Origin of the sequence: Rhizobium sp. Leaf453 (assembly GCF_001425605.1) — a bacterium.
GTDB lineage: Bacteria > Pseudomonadota > Alphaproteobacteria > Rhizobiales > Rhizobiaceae > Pararhizobium.
Genome location: NZ_LMRG01000026.1, coordinates 68,701 through 86,877, shown reverse-complemented (window position 1 = coordinate 86,877; position 18,177 = coordinate 68,701). Strand labels below are relative to the sequence as shown.

Genomic DNA, 18,177 nt, shown 5'->3' with positions numbered 1-18,177 from the left:
AACATGATCAAACAACTCATGTTATTTTGCGAATACCGATGGCCTCAATCTGGGTGTTGTGGCATAGGCAGGGCAACAGGAACCCGAAGGAAAGACCGCATTCCATGAAGCAGGATGTTGATGATGCCGCAGAGGCTCTGCGCGCGCTGTTTCCGGCAACGCCACTGCAGCTTAACGAGCATCTGAGCGCGCGCTATGGCGCGACGATCTACCTGAAGCGCGAGGATCTCTCGCCGGTGCGCTCCTACAAGATTCGCGGAGCCTTCAACTTCTTCCGCAAGGTGATCGCGGCGGGTGGCACGGGCAAGACGTTCGTCTGCGCCTCGGCCGGCAATCACGCACAGGGCTTTGCCTTCGTCTGCCGGCATTTCGGCGTGCCGGGCGTGGTTTTCATGCCGGTGACGACACCGCAGCAGAAGATCGACAAGACGCGGATGTTCGGCGGCGAGTTCATCAGCATCAAGTTGGTCGGCGACTTCTTCGACCAGTGCTACCAGGCGGCCCGCGATCACGTCGATGCAATCGACGGCGTGATGGTGCCGCCGTTCGACCATGCCGACATCATCGAGGGGCAGGCGACGGTTGCGGCCGAAATCATGGAGCAACTTCCCGAAGGCACCGTTCCCGACCTCGTCATCATGCCGGTCGGCGGTGGCGGACTATCGGCCGGTATGACCGGATATCTAAAGGACGTCGTGTCCCCGGAAGCCTTCATCTTCTGCGAGCCAGAGGGAGCGCCAAGCCTTAGGCGCAGCATTGAAGCTGGCTCGGTGGTGACACTCGATCAGGTCGATAACTTCGTCGATGGCGCGGCGGTCGGGCGGATCGGTGATTTGAATTTCGAAGCGCTCCGGCGTTTCTCGACGGATCAGGTTCTGCTTCTGGCGGAAAACGCCATCTGCGTCACGATCACCGATATGCTCAATGTCGAGGGTGTCGTGCTTGAGCCGGCGGGGGCCTTGTCAATCACTGCGTTAGAGGCACTCGGCCGGGAGCGGATCGAAGGCAAGACGATCGTGGCGGTGGTGTCGGGTGGCAATTTCGATTTCGAGCGCCTGCCGGATGTGAAGGAACGGGCCATGCGGCATGCGGGCCTGAAGAAATATTTCATCCTGCGGATGGCGCAGCGTCCCGGTGCGTTGAAGGACTTTCTCGGCTTGCTCGGAGAAGAGGACGATATCGCGCGGTTCGAATATCTGAAGAAGTCGGCGCGCAATTTCGGCTCGATCCTGATCGGCATTGAAACCAGGAATCCGGAGAATTTCCCACGGTTGAAGGCTGCGTTCGATGGTGCCGGGCTGCGCTATCAGGATATCACAGACAACGAGATACTAGCCAATCTCGTCATTTGATATGATATCATTTTATGAAGCAATATCTGCCTTTTGAACGTCTTTCCTGAACCAATTCAGGATGATGCCGATCAGGCTTTTGGTGGTGTTCGGCGACAGTGCGTCGCCGGCAATGACATGGCCGTGCGGATCACCGATATCGCCGGGATCAAGCAGCGTCGCCTGTCCGCCCCAGCGTTCCGCGACAACCTGCGTGCGGCTGTGATCGATTACCTGGTCGCGGGACGAATGCAGGAAAAGTGCCGGCACGCGGATGTTCTCGTATGACAGCGTGCTGACGATCTTGACCAGACGTGCCATCGGCAGCAGTGCCCGCACCGGATAGCGGGTCGTCCAGTAGGCGGCGTGCAGATCGTTTCTGGGGGTGAAGGAGCGGTGAGGGCCGAGAATGAGACGGGCGGTCATCGCTGCAAGCGGTGCCGTCAGGAGAAAGGCACCGCGTCCCTTGATCCGATAGTTCGGCGCCAGAAAGACCGCGCCGGCAACGCGGGCCGACAGAACCGGGTTCGCCAAGGCCCATGTGGCGAGCGAGGCGCCGGTGGAGGTCGCGATGATCAATGTCCGTTCGCCGATCCGCGCCCCGATCGTCAGGGCTTCGGCCATGTCATTTTCCCAGTCTTCGACAGTGGGCTCCGTCATGGCATCGCCGCTGCGGGCATGGCCAGCGAGGCGGGTGTAAAACAGGTTGGCGCCCAGTGCCTCTGCAATCCGATCGGGCAGGGGCCTAACCTCGCCCTTCGAGGCGGAAAAGCCGTGGATATAGACGATGGCGAGTGGCGTGCGATTTTTCGCGGAAGGATCTGCCCAGACGATTTCCTTGGCAAGGCCCGGACGGATATCCGGAAACGCCGATTCGCGATGTGCAAGCCCGTCGTCGATATCCCGGACCGATGCGATTGCTTCGAAATCTGCTGTCATGATCGCTTTAGCGCCTGTTTCCCGAACTTGAGGATACACCGCACATCTTGCCAAAACTTAACCTTTGACAGGCCGGTTTGCCGTGGGTAAGTCTTCCGCATGGCTTCGTTTTTTTCAAAATTGTTCGGACTTTCGGGTGGCTCCAAAGAGGACGCAAATGCGTCCGGCGGAGGCAAGACCGAAGCCTATGCGGATTGCGTGATCCGCGCGACACCGAAGCGCGAAGGCGCGCAGTTCCGGCTGGCCGGCTCGGTGGAAAAGGAAGTCGATGGGGTGACGAAAGTGCGCACCTTCATTCGTGCGGACCTTTTCAGCTCGGAGCAGGACGTGATCGACGCAACGCTGCGTAAGGGCCACCAGATCATCGACCAGCACGGCCCGTCTCTATTTTCCGACGATGCCGTTTCCCGCCAAGTTTGATGGTTGCTTCGACGTCTCGATCTCAGATTGATGATCTGCCGGTCGCTAAATTTCGCCATCGACACCACTGACAATTGAGTGCGATAAGCACTCAAAGCGCATTGGACACGCGATGCGGGTAAACTCATAAACTTTTCTTCAAACTTGGTCTTTATAGAACCGGGAAGCAAATCCGGGTGAACGACTGCCGATGACCAACATAGTCCTGTTTCTCTGCGAAGGTCTCGTCTATGTCGTGATCATGCTCGCGCTGCTGCACCTGCGCCATCGTCTGGGTATCGGTGTTTTCATTGCGGCGCTCGGCGTCATGCATTTCATCGAAACATATCTTGCGGCCGTGTTTTACGTCCAACTGCCGTTCGGTGTCATCTCACCGGGCTCGGCGGTTCTGTTTTCCGGCAAGCTGTTGATGATCCTCCTTCTCTACGTGAAGGAGGATGCGGCAATGGTGCGCCAGCCGATCTATGGTCTTCTGGCGGGAAATTTCCTGACACTCGGACTTGGCTTCATCCTGCGATTGCATGATACGGTCATGATCGCGCCGGAACGCACCGCCGACCTGACGTTTATCGACGAGATGGGCTGGCTGATGCTGTGGGGCACACTGCTGCTCTATCTGGATTCGCTCATCATCATCCTGCTCTACGAGCGGATCGGGCGCTGGGTACGGAAATCCCTGACATTGCGCTTCCTGATCTGTGGCGCGGTGGTTCTGACCTTCGACCAGACCGGATTCTTTATCGCGTTGCATGCCATCAACGGCGTGCCGATGGACGTTTTCTGGGGTGGCTGGATCGCAAAGATGGGAGCGGCGGTCTTCTATTCGGTCATACTCGGAGCCTATCTGCGCCTGTCTAGCCATATTGCCCTCCCGGTTTCGCAACAACCGATTGGCGACATATTCAACACGCTGACTTTCCGTGAGCGCTACGAGGACCTTTTGTCGAAGTCGGGAAGAGACATGCTGACGGGCGTTCTCGATCGTAGCCGCTTCGAATTCGAGGCGCCGCGACTGATCCGCAGCGCAGTCACGTCAGGAAATCCTGCCAGTTTGATGATCATCGATGCCGATCACTTCAAGAGCATCAACGACCGGTTCGGACATATCGAGGGGGACCAGGTCTTGAAAGCGATCGCCGCGGCGATACAATCTGGATTAAGGCAGGGCGATCGGCTGTTTCGTTATGGGGGCGAGGAGTTCGTCGTGCTCTGCGAAGGTCTCGATCACATCAAGGCCGTTACCCGTGCAGAGGATTTGCGGCTGCGTGTCATGAGCGATGTCATGACCGCTGATCATTCAACGGTGACGATCAGTATCGGCATTGCATCGGCACCGATCGACGGTTCAACTGCGATGGACCTGCTGGCCAAGGCGGATGCGCGCCTCTACGAGGCCAAGCGCAAAGGCCGAAACTGCGTAGTCGGCAATCTCTGACCCCCGATCGTTCAGACGCCGACATTCGGGCGATCGATCACCTCTCGCAGCGAAAAGCTGGAATTGATCTTCACCACATGCGGCAGGGCCGACAGCCAGTCACGGTGGATTCGCTCATAGTCTTCGAGGTCCTTCGCCGCGACGCGCAGGATATAATCGTACTCGCCCGACATCAGGTAGCACACGAGCACATTCGGACAGAGTTTGACCGCCGCCTCGAACTCCGTCAGCGTCTTGGCGAACTGGCCCGACAGCGAGATATGGACGATCACCATGATCCGGTAGTCGAGTGCCTTGTGCGACAGGCGGGCGTGATAGCCGCTGATCACGCCGGATTTTTCGAGAATATCGACCCGGCGCGAGCAGGCGGAAGCGGACAGGCCAACGCGCTCGGCAAGCTCGGCATTCGCGATCCTGCCATTCTGTTGAAGAATCCGCAGGATCGCAGCATCAATTGCATCCATCATCGACATTCGAATATCCTGCGAACTTTCTGCCTATTTGCGCAATAACTCACGGAAGATTATCGCGAGCTCCATCGTCTTTGCAAGGACATGCGGCGCTGTTTCTGATCCCTTATGGTGTCCAACAGCAATGGCGAAAGCCGCAGAGGAGAGGAACGCGAGGATGCGTGTCGGTTGCCCGAAGGAAATCAAAAACCATGAATATCGTGTCGGGCTCACCCCCGGATCGGTCCGGGAGTATGTGGCCCATGGCCATGATGTGATCATCGAAACCAAGGCGGGGGCAGGAATTGGCGCTGAGGATGACGCCTACCGCGCTGCCGGCGCCAAGATTGTCGCATCCGCCAAGGATGTGTTTGAAAAAGCCGATATGATCGTCAAGGTCAAGGAGCCGCAGCCCGCCGAATGCGCACAGCTTCGCGACGGTCAGCTTCTCTATACCTATCTCCACCTCGCTCCCGATCCGGAGCAGACCAAGGGTCTGCTCGGCTCCGGCGTTACCGCTGTCGCCTATGAAACGGTGACGGATGATCGTGGCGGCCTGCCGTTGCTTGCACCGATGTCGGAAGTTGCCGGACGTCTGGCGATCCAGGCTGGCGCCACGTCGCTGCAGAAAGCCAATGGCGGACGCGGCATCCTGCTCGGCGGTGTGCCTGGCGTTCTGCCGGCCAAGGTCACCGTCATCGGTGGCGGCGTCGTCGGCCTGCATGCGGCCCGCATGGCCGTTGGCCTCGGCGCTGATGTGACCATTCTCGACCGATCGATCCCGCGCCTGCGCCAGCTCGACGATATCTTCGGCGGTCGTGTCCACACCCGGTTTTCGACCATCGATGCACTGGAAGAGGAAGTCTTCTCGGCCGATCTCGTCATCGGTGCCGTGCTGATTCCAGGTGCAGCCGCACCGAAGCTGGTGACGCGCGAAATGCTCTCCGGCATGAAGAAGGGCGCCGTCATCGTCGATGTCGCCATCGACCAGGGCGGCTGCTTCGAGACATCGCATGCGACGACACATTCCGACCCGACCTACGAAGTCGATGGCGTCGTGCACTATTGCGTCGCCAATATGCCGGGCGCGGTGCCCGTCACATCGGCGCATGCACTGAACAATGCGACGCTGTTCTACGGTCTGCAGCTTGCCGACCGCGGCCTGAAGGCGATTGCCGAGGACCGGCACCTGCGCGCTGGCCTCAACGTCCACAAGGGCCGCGTCACCAACAAGGCGGTGGCGGAAGCGTTGGGTTACGAGAACCACGCACCGGAAGCACTGTTGAAGATCGCCTGATCACCATCGCTTCCCGGAACATCTGCAAGGGCCGGGATTTCCGGCCCTTTTCATGCAAGCTCGATCCGGCACTGATAGCAGTTGTTACGCGCCGAGCGCACATGCACATAGGCAATATCCGCGCGCTCCAGCAGTTCACTGGCGCGCTTCGGCACATCCTCCACGGCCGTGACGGCGCCGCTGCCGTAGACGATGCGATCGTCGGCGCTATAGCCCCGCAGCAGATAATCCTTTCTGGTCCTCAGGATCGATGGAACCTCCGCGCCGCCGGCATAGGCCGGGCACTCCTCGGCATGCAGGAAGATCGGGCCGGTTTCGGCATAGGGCTGAAGCGCCGGGAAGGGGCGATAGGCGAGGATGAGATAGGAATCGCCGGCGGCGATGTTCGCCAGGCAATGGCGGCAGGGCATACCCTGTCCATCGGAGACATGCCGTTCCGGCACCATGCCATAGGCATCGGGTTCAAGGCGGCGGTAGCGAGCGGCAATATCGCTTGGCATGGGCTTATAGCGCAGGGACATCGGTTTTCCTCCGGTTTGGATGCCGGAGGACATGCCATGCGTACCAGGTCGGCGACACCCGATTCTTGCCGGTAACCGATCGTCAAAGCGTGCGCGAGAGTGCCAGAAGTTCGTCGTCGCTCAGCGGCAGGACTTTTGCGTCTCGGGTTGATACCGGGTTGAAGCCAAAGCGCTGGTAAAGCTGCAAGGCACGGGGGTGATCGAGCGTGTTGGTGGCCACACGCACCTTTTTCGGATCGGAACTCCACGCGGCATAGAGGGTCTGCAGCAGGAACCATTTGCCAAGCCCGAGGCCAAGCGCATGTTCGAACAGGCCGAAATGGGAGAGTTCGACGATATCCTTGTCCACCTGGAGCAACTCGAAGAAGCCAGCTGGCGCGCCATTGACGTAGAGCACCGTCACGGAATTGCGCTTGTCGTGCAGCGTTGCCGTCAGGTCTTCATCGCTCAGGCGCAGCCGGTCGACCCAGGTCCAGCGCCGGCCGACCTGCAGATAGAGGAAGCGATAGAAGGGCAGTGGGATTTCCGGCACGCGCATGAGGGCGGTCTGGATATTGACTGGAAAAGGAAGGCTCTGCTTCGGCGGCGCGAGCATTTCCAGTTCTGTGACGTGAACGTCCAGCGGTTCGATTCCTGCAGTCTCTGCCATGCCGTTCACTCTTTTCCGGTAACGACTGATGTATCCGCTCGGCTGCCCCATTCGGACCAGGAGCCATCATAAAGCGTGTTACTCGTATGTCCCAGCGATTGCAGCGCCAACATGATGATGGCAGCAGTGACGCCAGACCCGCACGTAGTGACAACAGGTTTGTCGAGGTCGATGCCGGCGCCCTCAATGGTTTCGCGCAAAGCGTCCAGAGACTTCAGCTTGCCGCCTGTCGAGAAGACGCCCGAGGGCAGGCTTCTGGCACCCGGCATGTGGCCGGAGCGCATGCCGGCACGTGGCTCAGCCTCCTCTCCGGTGAACCGGCCGGCACCGCGGGCATCGGCGATCTGGCGGTCGCCATTGGCAACGATCGTGGTCATCTGGTCAAAGGAAGTGACGGCGCTGGCGTTGAAGGTCGGGCGGAAGGTCGCAGGCGCGGGGTGTGGCACCTCGGTCGTTGCCGGCCGCCCTTCCGCCTTCCAGCCATCCATGCCGCCATCGAGGACGAAGACCGAGGTCGCGCCCATGGTGCGCAAAAGCCACCATACGCGGGGTGCCGTGAAAATGCCGGGGCCATCATAAACGACGATCGTGTCGGTATCGCTGAGCCCGAGCTTGCCGACGGCATCGGCAAAGGCCATGGGCGAGGGGATGGTGTGGGGCAAGCCGCTGTCGGGGTCTGCGATCAGGTCCTGATCGTAGAACACGGCACCCGGAATATGCGCGGCGGCATATTCCGCCTTCGGATCGCGATTCTGCGCCGGCAGATACCAGGAGGCATCGACGATCTTCATCGTGGGATCGCCCAGACGCTCCTGCAGCCAATCCGCGGACACGACGAATGCGCTCTTCTGTTCAGACATGATGGATCTCTCCGGTCAGAGGGCGGGGCTTGCTTCCGGCGTGCCGAAGCGGATGCGGAAACGGCGGTTTTCCTTGCCCTTCTTTTCGATCTTGGCGATGAAAATCTGGCCGACTTCCTGTGTCTCCGAAACATGCGTGCCGCCGCAGGGCTGGCTGTCGATGGAAGCATTCTCGCCGATGCAGACAAGGCTGACACGGCCGAGCCCCATCGGTGGCCGGACATTCTTGGATTTGACGATATCGGGATTGGCGGCGAGTTCCGCGTCGGTGATCCATTGCAGATAGATCGGATGATTACCCTCGACCAGCGCCATCATGTCGGCGGTCACGACATCCTTGTCGATGGTTTCGCTCATGTCGAAATCCACCCGGCTCTCGTCCTCGCCGACAGCGGCGCCGGTGATCGGATACTGGCAGACGACGGACAGGAGATGGCAGGCCGTGTGCATGCGCATCAGCTTGTAGCGGCGCGGCCAGTCGATATGCAGCACCAGCTTTTCGCCGACCTCCGGCACAGGCTGATCGGCGGCCGGCATGTGGAAAATGATGTCCTTGGTTTCGCCGTGACGGGTCGTGGCGATCTCGATTCGGCTGCCGTCGGCGCGCTCGAGGAAACCGTTATCGCCGGGCTGGCCACCCGACGTTGCATAGAAACAGGTCTGGTCGAGTTCGATCCCACCGTCTGGCCCTATCCCCGTCACGACCGCTTCTGCTGTTGAAAGGTAGAAGTCGTCACGAAAAAGGGCAGTCGTTGTCATGGGATGCTTATCCGGCAGGTTCGTATGGCACCGTGATTCCGGAGTTTCGTGTCAGCCATGCCGGGACGGGCAGGCCCTTCGACTTCAGAAACGCCGGATTGAACAGTTTCGACTGATAGCGGTTACCATAGTCGCAGAGGATCGTCACGATGGTATGTCCGGGACCCAGATCTTTTGCGAGGCGAATAGCGCCTGCGACATTGATGCCGGAGGAGCCGCCGACACAGAGGCCTTCGTTTTCGACCAGATCGAACACCACGGAAACCGCCTCCGAATCGGAGATCTGATACGAAAAATTCGGGGTGAAGCCTTCGAGATTGGCAGTGATACGCCCCTGACCGATACCCTCGGTGATCGAGCTGCCTTCAGCCTTCAGTTCACCGTTCGCATAGAAATTGTAGAGCGCGGCACCTTCCGGGTCTGCAAGGCCGATCTTGACGTCCGGGTTGAACGATCGAAGCCCTTGGGCAACGCCGGCGAGCGTGCCACCCGAGCCGACGGCGCAGATGAAACCGTCGATCTTGCCGTCAGTATCGCGCCAGATCTCCGGCGCGGTGGTTTCCACATGGGCATCACGGTTGGCGACATTGTCGAACTGGTTGGCCCAGATCGCGCCATTCGGCTCGGTCTTGGCCAGTTCGGCGGCGAGACGGCCGGAGAGCTTCACGTAGTTGTTCGGGTTCTTGTAGGGCACAGCCGGCACTTCCACCAGTTCGGCCCCAAGAAGGCGAATGGCGTCCTTCTTTTCCTCACTCTGCGTTTCCGGAATGACGATGACCGTGCGATAGCCCAGCGCCTGCGCCACCAGCGCAAGACCGATACCGGTATTGCCGGCCGTGCCTTCGACGATGACGCCGCCCGGCTTCAACTGACCGGACCGCTCCGCATTGCGGATGATCGACAGCGCCGCGCGATCCTTGACCGACTGGCCGGGATTGAGGAACTCCGCCTTGCCGAGAATGTTGCAACCCGTTGCCTCGGATGCGCCCTTCAGGCGGATCAGCGGCGTATTGCCGATGGCATCGAGAACGGATGGCAGGACGGGCATGAGAAGACCTCTTGGATTGGCGGGCAATGGTCCAGGCCGGAGCCTGGTTGAACAGGTGTTGGCACGGATCGTTCCGATCGTTGAGTGACGATCCAAACGTCCGAAATAATAGTGTCTTTTCGACCGCGCTGGCCGTCGAAGCAAGAAATAGCGTTTCAACAGGGCTACGTCACGGGCAAAAATTGACCCCGCAAACCAGAGTACGGCTTCGAACGCGGTGATCCGATTCTTGACCCTGCACGTAATGAGGCGATACGGTCCAGGGGCTCAACCAGCAAAACAGGTGCTGCAATTCATGGCTGATTTTCAGCTCGACATGGTGGATGCCTTGATGGCGCGGTATGCTGCAGGCATCCTGCCAGAGCCCGCGCGTGTGCTTGTCGAGGCGCATCTGGAAATGAAGTCCGTCAACCGCGCGAAAGTCATCGACTTTGAAACAGCCGCGGGCGATGCGCTGGAAAAGATGGAACCCGCTGCGTTGGCGTCGAGGGACGACATTCTGAACGCGATCTTCTCCGCACCTCCCATCGATGTCACTGCAAAACAGACCGAGCGTCCGACGAACGCACTTTTCCCAAAAGCCATCCGCGAGCTTGTCGGATTCGAGGGGGAGGACATGCCGTGGAAACGAAAGCTGCCCGGCTTCAAGGAATTCAATGTCGGCAAGATTGACGGTTGCGATGTCAGCTTTTTCTGGCTTCGCCCCGGACGCGCCGTACCGGCACATACCCATCAGGGTTATGAACTGCTGCTGGTGCTTGACGGCGCTTTCAACGATGTGCGCGGACGCTTCGGCAAGGGGGATATTTCGGTGGCCGACGAGAGCGTCGATCACCGGCCAAAGGCCGAAAGCGAAGTGCCGTGCATCGGGTTTGCGGTCTCGGACGCGCCGTTGAAACTGACCGGCTCCTCCCGGCAACTGATCGGCGATCTCATCGGTTGAGCCACCGCCCCGGAATGGCCAGAATATCGGAACAAACTGCATTTCAGCGCGTATTATTTCGTGATGCCCTGTTGCGGCATCGGCGCGATGTTCAGCAGGAAAGGAAGACCGATGACCGATTTTGTTGCGCACCCCGAATTGGGTCTTGCCTGGGTGACAGGAGCAAGTTCCGGCATTGGCCGGGCGCTGGCGCTGAAACTGGTCCAGGAAGGTTTTAACGTCGTCGTGACGGCGCGAGACCATGAAAAGCTCGTGCACCTGCAGCATGAATCGCCCGGTCCCGGAAAGATCATCGTGCTAGACGGAGACGTCACCGATCCGCGCGACATGGAACGTATTTTAGCTGCCATCGAATACGAACACGGCTCGATGGCTTTGGCGGTACTGAACGCCGGCGTCTACATCCCCGTCCACGGCGAGGACATGCACCGGGAGGATTTCGAAAAGACGTTTGCTGTCAATCTGCACGGCACGGTGAATTGCCTGCTGCCAGCAGTGCGTCACATGAAGGCGCGCGGCCATGGCCAGATCGCCATCGTCTCCTCGGTGACAGGCTATGGCGGCATGCCGACCAGTGCCGCCTATGGCGCGACCAAGGCAGCCCTGATCAATATGGCCGAGAGCCTGAAATTCGATCTCGACAAGGCCGGGATACGGCTGCAGATCATCAATCCGGGGTTTGTCGACACGCCTGCCACCGCACGGAACGCCTTTGCCATGCCGGCGCTGGTCAGTCCTGAGGAGGCGGCAGACAACATCGTCAGCGGGCTAAAATCCAGCGGTTTCGAGATTACTTTCCCGAAACGCTTCACCTATGCCTTGAAGTTTCTCAACCTGCTTCCGTACGGTCTCTATTTCTGGCTGATGAACAGGGCCACCGGCTGGAAGACGCGGCCGCTCGTGACCGCAAACCACGCGCCGGAAGCCGTCGCCCGTGATCCTCAGGTCGTATGACCGGCGGTTGACGTTCACATCCGACTGTTATCCGAGGATGGCGAGAAAGGTCAGCTTTGCCGGATACGCGCGCGCAATTGCTTTTGCGTGTCCTCGGCGAGTGGAAAATTCCACATGAGGGTGATCGCTGAAAGTTTGAGTACGATCGGTATCCAGGCATAGATGACGGCCAGTGCGAATAGTGCCGCCGCGTTGTTCTGTGAACCCGATGCCGGCTCGAAGTCGAAAAAGCCGAGCAATGGAAAGACGATTCCGACGCCCAAGGCCAAGGAAAGCTTGGTCGCCAATCCCCAGGCAGCAAAATAGAAACCGCTGCGCTGGTCGCCGGAAACGGCGGTATCCGTATCAATGACATCGGCTTGAATCGAGGGCGGGATGGCGAGGTCGAAACCGAGCAAGAGGCCCGTTGCAGCACAGATCAGGGCGAATGGAATGAGCGCTCCGGCCGACAGAAGCGGCGCAGCGGCAAAGATCGCGCAGGCAGCAAGCATGGCGATGGCCCAGGCGCGGTGTTTGCCGAGCCGTTTTGCCGCAACTGCCGCCAGCGGTACGCCGGCAATGGCGCTCAAGAAATAAAGGAACATCAAGGGGCCGCGCATGTCGGGCAGTTGCAGCCGTGCCGAGACGAAATAGAGAAACAGCGTGGCCGGTATGCCGTTTGCAAGGCCGTTCAGGAAGAACGCAACGATCAAGCGAAGGAAAGGCTGATTGCGGGCGAGTTGGGACAGCGCCGCCGCCAATGACAGTGGCGTTCGGGTGACATCTTCTGGTTCCGGCACGCGCCAGACAGTGAGATATCCGAAGGCCGGCAACAGGACTGCAGACCAGACCGAGCACGGCAAGACCGGAAAACCCCTTCTGCTCGAAACCGATGGCAAAGGGCAGGACAATGGCGATCAGCGTGCCCACCAGTGTCAGGCCTTCGCGCGTCGCGGTGAGCCGGGTCCGGCCATGGTAATCCGCCACCAGTTCCGCGCCCCAGGCCGAATAGGGCACGATCGCCAGCGTGAAGCCCAGTGAGACCAGCATGCCCCAGAACGTAAGCCAGCCGATGCCCACATCTGCGGGAGGCCAATACAGCATGAATGCCGACACGGCCGCGACGGGTAGGGAGATCAGGAACAGTAGGCGCCTTCGGCCGAAATCCGGACGGATGCGATCGGCGGCATAGCCAACCAGCGGATCGCTGACGGCATCGAACATGCGGACCAGCAGCAGCGCCCAGCCGACGGCGGCAATTGGGAGGCCGAGTATTTCGGTGTAGTAAGTCGGAACGAGCGAATAGAGCGGCAGGCCGAGCGCAGCCAGCGGCATGGCGGGCAGGGCATAGACGAGGAGCATCCGGCGGCTTATCGGCATCTGCACTTCGCCGCCGGTCGGCCTCTCACTCATACACGATCTGTCTCACATCGATGTTCTTCGCCCGGAAGCCTGCCTCGCAGTAGAACAGGTAGAACTCCCATAGACGCTTGAAACGGGTGTCGAAGCCGAGCGGCTCGACCTTATCCCAGACATTCCAGAAGCGCTCGCGCCATTCAGCCAATGTGCGGGCATAGTCGAGGCCGAAGCCGAAATCGCCGCTGATCTTCAATCCGACCTTGCGGCCAAGATCGATCAGGTGCTCGCGGGTCGGCAGCATGCCGCCGGGGAAGACGTATTTCTGGATGAAATCGGGATTGGCACGGTACTCGCGATAGGCTTCCGGCTTGATGGTGATGATCTGCAAACCCGCCTTTCCGCCCGGTTTCAGGCAGCGCTGCAACTGCGCAAAATAGGCGGGCCAGTATTTTTCGCCGACGGCCTCGAACATCTCGATTGAGACGATACGATCGTAAAGACCCGTTTCGTCGCGGTAATCCTGGAACTTGATGTCGACCTTGTCGGAGAGACCGGCGCGTTTCATGCGCTCTGTGGCAAACGCCAGTTGCTCGCGGCTGATCGTCAGCCCGGTGACCTTGCAGCCGATCTCGCTTGCGGCATATTCGGCAAAGCCGCCCCAACCGCAGCCGATTTCAAGCACGTGATGCCCGGCGCGGATGCCGGCCGCGTCCGCAAGCGCCTTGTACTTGGCGCGCTGCGCCGACTGAAGGTCGTTGGCGCCGGTTGAATAGAGCGCCGAGGAATAGGTCATGGTCGGGTCCAGCCATTCCTTGTAGAAGGCGTTGCCCAGATCGTAATGCGCCGAAATGTTTTTCTTCGAGCCCGAGCGCGTATTGGCGTTCATCCAGTGGCGGAATTTTTCCAAGAGCCGCATGACGCCGCGCGCGCCGTTTGAAAAATGGCTGCCGACCTCGGCATTGACGAGGAAGAGTTCGAGAAAGGCGCCGACATCCGGGCTGTCCCAATCTCCGTCCATGTAGCTTTCGGCAACCGCGATCGTGCCGCCGGTCAGCGCCCGTTGCGGCAGGTTCCAGTTGTGCAGCGTGACGGACGCGACGGGACCTTGCGTCTTGCCCTTGACCACGACGGTGCGGCGGTCGGGCAAGGTGAGCTTCAGGCAGCCCGTCTGCATGTGAACGAGCCCGCGAAGAACCATTTGTGCCTTGGCGGGAAGGCCTTTGACAATGTTCGAGAGATTTTCAGTCGAAAGACGCTCGGCGTCCTTCAAGTCACAATAACCGGTGCCTGCTGTACTCATCTACAGATCCTCAGCAATCATTGCTCTTGACACAAAATAACCTTATTCCGCCGGGTCGCCAACCTTGCTTTCATCATAAAATCCGTGCCGCAGGCGGTGGCCGTTTCTCCAGGTACTGGTAGGGGCCGGTGCTTCGGGCCGCGAGATATAACGCATGCCCTTGATCCAGAGCTTCAGCGCTTCCCAATGAATTCCGGCGATAATCTTGAATGTAAGGTGCGGGATACGGGCAACAAGCCGCAAAATCTGACCTGTTTTCAAAGGCACCTGCACGCCGGAAAAAGTGGCTGCGAGCAAGGGGCCATCGCTGTCCGTCTCCAGAATGCGCCAGCGGATTTCGCGGCCCGGCGGCAGCATGCGGAACAGATAGCGCATCGCCATCGGAATGAACGGCGAGACATGGAAAATCTTGTCGCATTGCTGCCGGATACCGGCATCGGAGAGGTCGCCGGATGCGACCGGGCAGACATAGGTGTGGCGTTCTCCGAACGTGTTTCGGACCTCGTATACCAGAGCGCACAGGCGGCCGTTCTCGCCATAGGCATAATAGACCGCCAATGGATTGAAGACGAGGCCGAGAATGCGCGGATAACAGACCAGCAGCACGCGCGCTGACCGGGTTTCGACACCGGCATCTTCCAGCATGCTGTCGACGTAGTTCCGCAAGGACACGCCGGTATCGCCCGTGTGATCCTTCTCGTGGAAGGAGAGCAGGTTGCGCCGATTGACGGAGAAGACGGCGCTCAAACGATCTGCCTCATCCAGCCGGTCGAGATCGACCATCAGGGAAAAGACCTCGTAGCTGAAACGATGGCCGACCGGCTTCATGCGCTGATGCATGACGTGGCCAGCATAGAGAAGGGCCGCCTCGTCGGGAGGCGCACCGTTTCGTGCCATGTCCGAGCCGAGCGTGGTTTGCATCTATTCGGCCGCCTCCCGGAAATCCACCGCTCCCTGTTGGCGCCAAGGGATGATTCCCCCGAGCGCTTCGGCGGCGGCGAGCCCGGAGGCGAGGCCATCCTCGTGAAAGCCGTAACCGGTCCAGGCACCCGCGAAAAACGTGTTGTTATCGCCCTGGATTGCCTTCAGCCGTTGCTGCGCCGCCATGGAGCGCGCATCGAATTGCGGGTGATCGTAGGAAAATTCTGCAAAGACGCTTTCGGGCGCCGGTTCACGCTCCGGATTCAGCGTGACGAACAGCGGGCAACGGGAATCAATCCCCTGCAGGCGGTTCATCCAGTAGCTGACAGCGACGCCCTGTGTGCCACAGGGCTTGGCCGAACGCAGATAGTTCCACGACGCCCAGACTTTCGGCCGCTTCGGCATCAGCCCGGCATCGCGATGCAGGATGACACGGTTGGCGTGATAGGGGACTGCGGAGAGCAACGACGTTTCCGCCGCCGTCGCGTCCGAAAGCATATTCAACGCCTGATCGCTATGGGCAGCGATGATCACCTTGTCGAAGACCTTGGTGACACCGTCGCCATCGACGATCACGACGCGGCCATCCTCGCGGCGGATCGAACGGATAGCGCAGCCGAGCCGGACACGATCGCCGAGCGGCCGCAGGAGTTTCTGCAGGTAATTGCGGCTGCCGCCGGTGACCGTGCGCCAGGGATGGGGCTTCGAGTAGATCAGGCGGTGATTGTCGAAGAACTGAATGAAATTTTCGGCTGGGAACTCCAACATCTTGCCGCTGGGCGTCGACCAGATCGCCGCCGCCATGGGCACGAGGTAATTGTTGGTGAAGCCCGGCGAGAAGCCGCGCCAGTTGAGATAATCGCCGATGGACATCGCCGCCAGCCGTCCGGCGCTGCGGTCTTCCAGGCAGATCCGGTTGAACCGCAGGATTTCGCGCAGCATCATCAGGAAGGATGGCCTGAGCAGATTGCGTTTCTGCGCGAACACGGTCGCAAGATTATCACCGCTCCACTCGAGCCGCCCCTGATCCAGTGACACCGAAAAGCTCATGTCGCTCTTGTGGGTCGTGACGCCCAATTCGGCAAACAGTGCCGTGAGGTTCGGATAGTTGGCCTCGTTGTAGACGATGAAGCCGGTATCGACCGAAATCGGCGTTCCATCATAATCGATATCGACCGTTGCCGTGTGGCCGCCGGGACGCGCGTCCTTCTCGTACAGGGTGACATCATGAACGGGATTGAGCGCCCAGGCTGCCGCGCTGCCGGAAATGCCGGAGCCGATCACCGCGATCGACAGGCGACGTCCGGGCGGGTTGTTTGGGCCGTGGATGAAATGGGCGTTCATGCGGCGTCCTTGATGTTGCCATAGGCAGCAAGTGCGCGGTCGCGCGCCTTTGCATGATCCACGATGGGTTTGGGATAGGTTTCACCGAGCGTGACACCGGCGGTCTTCAGCACCTGAACCGGGGCTTCGAATGGCCGGTGTACGAATTTGGCGGGCATGCCCTGAAGTTCGGGCACGAACGTTTTCACGTAAGTGCCGTCGGGATCGAATTTTTCACCCTGCGTGATCGGATTGAAGATGCGGAAGAAGGGCGAGGCATCCGCGCCGCTGCCGGCGACCCACTGCCAGCTTGCCGCATTGGAGGCGGGGTCTGCATCGACCAGCGTATCACGGAACCACGCTTCGCCCCGGCGCCAGTCGATCAGCAAATCCTTGATCAGGAAGGATGCGACGATCATGCGGACGCGATTGTGCATCGTGCCATGCCGCCAGAGTTGGCGCATGCCGGCATCGACGATCGGATAGCCGGTCTGCCCTTTGGTCCAGAGCTCGAATGCCGGCTCGTCCTTGACCCAGGCAAAGTCGTCGTAGCGACGGTTGAGATTTTCGCGCGGCAAATCCGGATTGTGGAACAGCAGATGATAGGAGAAATCGCGCCAGATCAGTTCCTTGCGAAACGTGATGACGTCCTCGGTCGGAACATCCTTCAGCTTTCGCGTCGCATGCCAGATGCGGGCTGGGGATATTTCCCCCAGAGCCAGATGCGGCGATAGCCGCGACGTTCCATCCCGGCCCGGAAGATCACGATTCGTCTTGTAGCCGTCGATTGCCTGATCGATGAAATCGTCCAGCCGTTCAAGGGCAGCGGCTTCGCCGGGCGTCCAGACTTCGTTGAAGGTCTTCGCCCAGTCGGGCTTCGCCGGCAGAAGATTCCAGTCGCCAAGTTTCTCGCTCTTCGGCCATTCACCTGGCGCAGGAATGTCTGTGGGAGCATCCAGCGGCGCATCCGGCTCGCCCGCAGCCTCCAGTGCGCGCCAGAAGGGCGTATAGACGCGGTAGGGCGTACCGGAGCCCGTCTTCACCCGCGATGGCTCATGCAGAAGCTGGCCGGCAAAACTCTTCACGGTCACGCCGGCATCGCCGAGGAGATTCTTCAGCGCGCTGTCCACGGCAATACCGTTCGAATCATAACGGCGGTTCCAGTACACGCAGGAAGCGCCGGTCTCTTTCATAAGGCGAGAGAGAATCTCCTCTGGCTCACCAGTCAGCAACAGGAGCCGGCTGTTCAGTTTGTCGAATGCCAATGAAAGGGCGCGCAGTGAGTGGTGGAGCCACCAGCCCTGCGCAGCGCCAAGTGGCCCGGTACCGCTTTCGGCTGGTTCGCGGATATACAGCGGCATGACGCTGTAGCCGGACTGCACCGCCGCATGGAGCGCATGATTGTCGTCCAGCCGCAGGTCCTTGCGAAACCAGACGAGAACGGGGCTATCGGGAGAAGAGTCACTCTTTTTCATTTTTGCCCGCACATCCTTTTGATGTTTCTTTACGCAGATACGGAAAGCGCGGATCAAAGGTTTCGCGGCGAAAGCTTTTTTATTTCATTGTTTTGCGCTGGGCATGCCGATCACAACGGCGTGAGCCGCTGACGCGTACAAAAGCGATTTGCGGCGACAGATTGTGGGAAGGTCTAAAACTGCGAAAGGCTGCATTCGCTTTCGAATGCAGCCTT

The 18,177-nt window shown here is 59.8% G+C and carries 18 protein-coding genes and 1 pseudogene; 6 read left to right on the top strand and 13 right to left on the bottom strand.

The genetic code is table 11. From position 1 onward, the window contains the following. The first annotated feature begins 104 nt into the window (after positions 1–104). On the top strand, positions 105–1,352 hold the full coding sequence (gene ilvA, locus ASG68_RS21880; protein WP_062585776.1) for a threonine ammonia-lyase: 1,248 nt from the start codon (positions 105–107) through the stop codon (positions 1,350–1,352). 12 nt (positions 1,353–1,364) lie between these two features. Here ilvA and ASG68_RS21875 read toward each other — a convergent pair whose 3' ends face one another. Next, on the bottom strand, positions 1,365–2,270 hold the full coding sequence (locus ASG68_RS21875) for an alpha/beta hydrolase (protein ID WP_244484305.1): 906 nt from the start codon (positions 2,268–2,270) through the stop codon (positions 1,365–1,367). 99 nt (positions 2,271–2,369) lie between these two features. Here ASG68_RS21875 and ASG68_RS21870 point away from each other — a divergent pair, with 99 nt between their 5' ends. Together ASG68_RS21870 and ASG68_RS21865 are read left to right on the top strand one after the other, a co-directional pair. Next, complete coding sequence (locus ASG68_RS21870; RefSeq protein ID WP_062585778.1) at positions 2,370–2,690, top strand: HlyU family transcriptional regulator; 321 nt, start codon at positions 2,370–2,372, stop codon at positions 2,688–2,690. Between the two features lie 190 nt (positions 2,691–2,880). After that, on the top strand, positions 2,881–4,125 hold the full coding sequence (locus tag ASG68_RS21865; protein WP_062585780.1) for a sensor domain-containing diguanylate cyclase: 1,245 nt from the start codon (positions 2,881–2,883) through the stop codon (positions 4,123–4,125). 11 nt (positions 4,126–4,136) lie between these two features. Here the strand turns inward: ASG68_RS21865 and ASG68_RS21860 are convergent, their stop codons facing one another. Then, on the bottom strand, positions 4,137–4,598 hold the full coding sequence (locus ASG68_RS21860) for an Lrp/AsnC family transcriptional regulator (RefSeq protein WP_062585782.1): 462 nt from the start codon (positions 4,596–4,598) through the stop codon (positions 4,137–4,139). 154 nt (positions 4,599–4,752) lie between these two features. On the opposite strand from ASG68_RS21860, the gene ald reads away from it, so the two are divergent. Then, on the top strand, positions 4,753–5,871 hold the full coding sequence (gene ald, locus ASG68_RS21855) for an alanine dehydrogenase (protein WP_062585783.1): 1,119 nt from the start codon (positions 4,753–4,755) through the stop codon (positions 5,869–5,871). Between the two features lie 50 nt (positions 5,872–5,921). Here ald and ASG68_RS21850 read toward each other — a convergent pair whose 3' ends face one another. The 5 genes from ASG68_RS21850 to ASG68_RS21830 form a co-directional block, all read right to left on the bottom strand. Next, entirely contained in the window at positions 5,922–6,392 is a 471-nt protein-coding gene (locus ASG68_RS21850) for a DUF1203 domain-containing protein (RefSeq protein ID WP_062585785.1), read from the bottom strand. An 82-nt stretch (positions 6,393–6,474) separates the two neighbouring features. After that, positions 6,475–7,041 carry a GNAT family N-acetyltransferase gene (locus ASG68_RS21845; protein ID WP_062585788.1) on the bottom strand — a complete coding sequence of 189 codons (567 nt, stop codon included), beginning with the start codon at positions 7,039–7,041 and terminating at the stop codon, positions 6,475–6,477. A 5-nt stretch (positions 7,042–7,046) separates the two neighbouring features. Further along, complete coding sequence (sseA, locus tag ASG68_RS21840) at positions 7,047–7,901, bottom strand: 3-mercaptopyruvate sulfurtransferase (RefSeq protein ID WP_062585789.1); 855 nt, start codon at positions 7,899–7,901, stop codon at positions 7,047–7,049. A 15-nt stretch (positions 7,902–7,916) separates the two neighbouring features. Further along, positions 7,917–8,660, bottom strand: a complete 744-nt coding sequence (locus ASG68_RS21835; protein ID WP_062585791.1) for an alanyl-tRNA editing protein — start codon at positions 8,658–8,660, stop codon at positions 7,917–7,919. A gap of 7 nt (positions 8,661–8,667) precedes the next feature. Next, on the bottom strand, positions 8,668–9,708 hold the full coding sequence (locus ASG68_RS21830; protein ID WP_062585793.1) for a cysteine synthase A: 1,041 nt from the start codon (positions 9,706–9,708) through the stop codon (positions 8,668–8,670). A gap of 295 nt (positions 9,709–10,003) precedes the next feature. Here ASG68_RS21830 and ASG68_RS21825 point away from each other — a divergent pair, with 295 nt between their 5' ends. After that, positions 10,004–10,651: a ChrR family anti-sigma-E factor gene (locus ASG68_RS21825; RefSeq protein WP_062610099.1), complete on the top strand. Its 648-nt coding sequence runs from the start codon at positions 10,004–10,006 to the stop codon at positions 10,649–10,651. A gap of 111 nt (positions 10,652–10,762) precedes the next feature. Continuing rightward, complete coding sequence (locus ASG68_RS21820; protein ID WP_062585795.1) at positions 10,763–11,605, top strand: SDR family NAD(P)-dependent oxidoreductase; 843 nt, start codon at positions 10,763–10,765, stop codon at positions 11,603–11,605. Positions 11,606–11,655: 50 nt separating this feature from the next. Here ASG68_RS21820 and ASG68_RS32810 read toward each other — a convergent pair whose 3' ends face one another. The 6 genes and pseudogenes from ASG68_RS32810 to ASG68_RS21795 all read right to left on the bottom strand — a co-directional run bounded on the left by ASG68_RS32810 (position 11,656) and on the right by ASG68_RS21795 (position 17,962). Continuing rightward, positions 11,656–12,384, bottom strand: a complete 729-nt coding sequence (locus ASG68_RS32810; protein WP_274534234.1) for an MFS transporter — start codon at positions 12,382–12,384, stop codon at positions 11,656–11,658. Positions 12,385–12,496: 112 nt separating this feature from the next. Next, a pseudogene (locus ASG68_RS32805) lies at positions 12,497–12,919 on the bottom strand (MFS transporter); the annotation flags it as partial. A gap of 70 nt (positions 12,920–12,989) precedes the next feature. Beyond that, entirely contained in the window at positions 12,990–14,243 is a 1,254-nt protein-coding gene (locus tag ASG68_RS21810; protein WP_062585800.1) for an SAM-dependent methyltransferase, read from the bottom strand. 42 nt (positions 14,244–14,285) lie between these two features. Next, a complete protein-coding gene (locus ASG68_RS21805; RefSeq protein ID WP_082478056.1) occupies positions 14,286–15,164 on the bottom strand; it encodes a DUF1365 domain-containing protein in 879 nt (292 codons plus the stop codon). Further along, positions 15,165–16,508 carry an NAD(P)/FAD-dependent oxidoreductase gene (locus ASG68_RS21800; protein ID WP_062585801.1) on the bottom strand — a complete coding sequence of 448 codons (1,344 nt, stop codon included), beginning with the start codon at positions 16,506–16,508 and terminating at the stop codon, positions 15,165–15,167. Then, positions 16,505–17,962, bottom strand: coding sequence for a cryptochrome/photolyase family protein (locus ASG68_RS21795; protein WP_062585804.1), 1,458 nt, complete (start codon positions 17,960–17,962; stop codon positions 16,505–16,507). The genes ASG68_RS21800 and ASG68_RS21795 overlap by 4 nt, the downstream gene beginning before the upstream one ends. Between the last annotated feature and the right edge of the window lie 215 nt (positions 17,963–18,177).

Coding starts and splice junctions, on each gene's coding strand:
- ASG68_RS21845 (WP_062585788.1), bottom strand. CDS start 7,041: ATGGCAGAGACTGCAGGAATCGAACCGCTGGACGTTCACGTCACAGAA.
- ASG68_RS21860 (WP_062585782.1), bottom strand. CDS start 4,598: ATGTCGATGATGGATGCAATTGATGCTGCGATCCTGCGGATTCTTCAA.
- ASG68_RS21830 (WP_062585793.1), bottom strand. CDS start 9,708: ATGCCCGTCCTGCCATCCGTTCTCGATGCCATCGGCAATACGCCGCTG.
- ASG68_RS21795 (WP_062585804.1), bottom strand. CDS start 17,962: ATGAAAAAGAGTGACTCTTCTCCCGATAGCCCCGTTCTCGTCTGGTTT.
- sseA (WP_062585789.1), bottom strand. CDS start 7,901: ATGTCTGAACAGAAGAGCGCATTCGTCGTGTCCGCGGATTGGCTGCAG.
- ASG68_RS21870 (WP_062585778.1), top strand. CDS start 2,370: ATGGCTTCGTTTTTTTCAAAATTGTTCGGACTTTCGGGTGGCTCCAAA.
- ASG68_RS21820 (WP_062585795.1), top strand. CDS start 10,763: ATGACCGATTTTGTTGCGCACCCCGAATTGGGTCTTGCCTGGGTGACA.
- ASG68_RS21865 (WP_062585780.1), top strand. CDS start 2,881: ATGACCAACATAGTCCTGTTTCTCTGCGAAGGTCTCGTCTATGTCGTG.
- ASG68_RS21810 (WP_062585800.1), bottom strand. CDS start 14,243: ATGAGTACAGCAGGCACCGGTTATTGTGACTTGAAGGACGCCGAGCGT.
- ASG68_RS21800 (WP_062585801.1), bottom strand. CDS start 16,508: ATGAACGCCCATTTCATCCACGGCCCAAACAACCCGCCCGGACGTCGC.
- ASG68_RS21835 (WP_062585791.1), bottom strand. CDS start 8,660: ATGACAACGACTGCCCTTTTTCGTGACGACTTCTACCTTTCAACAGCA.
- ASG68_RS21850 (WP_062585785.1), bottom strand. CDS start 6,392: ATGTCCCTGCGCTATAAGCCCATGCCAAGCGATATTGCCGCTCGCTAC.
- ald (WP_062585783.1), top strand. CDS start 4,753: ATGCGTGTCGGTTGCCCGAAGGAAATCAAAAACCATGAATATCGTGTC.
- ASG68_RS21825 (WP_062610099.1), top strand. CDS start 10,004: ATGGCTGATTTTCAGCTCGACATGGTGGATGCCTTGATGGCGCGGTAT.
- ASG68_RS21805 (WP_082478056.1), bottom strand. CDS start 15,164: ATGCAAACCACGCTCGGCTCGGACATGGCACGAAACGGTGCGCCTCCC.
- ASG68_RS21875 (WP_244484305.1), bottom strand. CDS start 2,270: ATGACAGCAGATTTCGAAGCAATCGCATCGGTCCGGGATATCGACGAC.
- ilvA (WP_062585776.1), top strand. CDS start 105: ATGAAGCAGGATGTTGATGATGCCGCAGAGGCTCTGCGCGCGCTGTTT.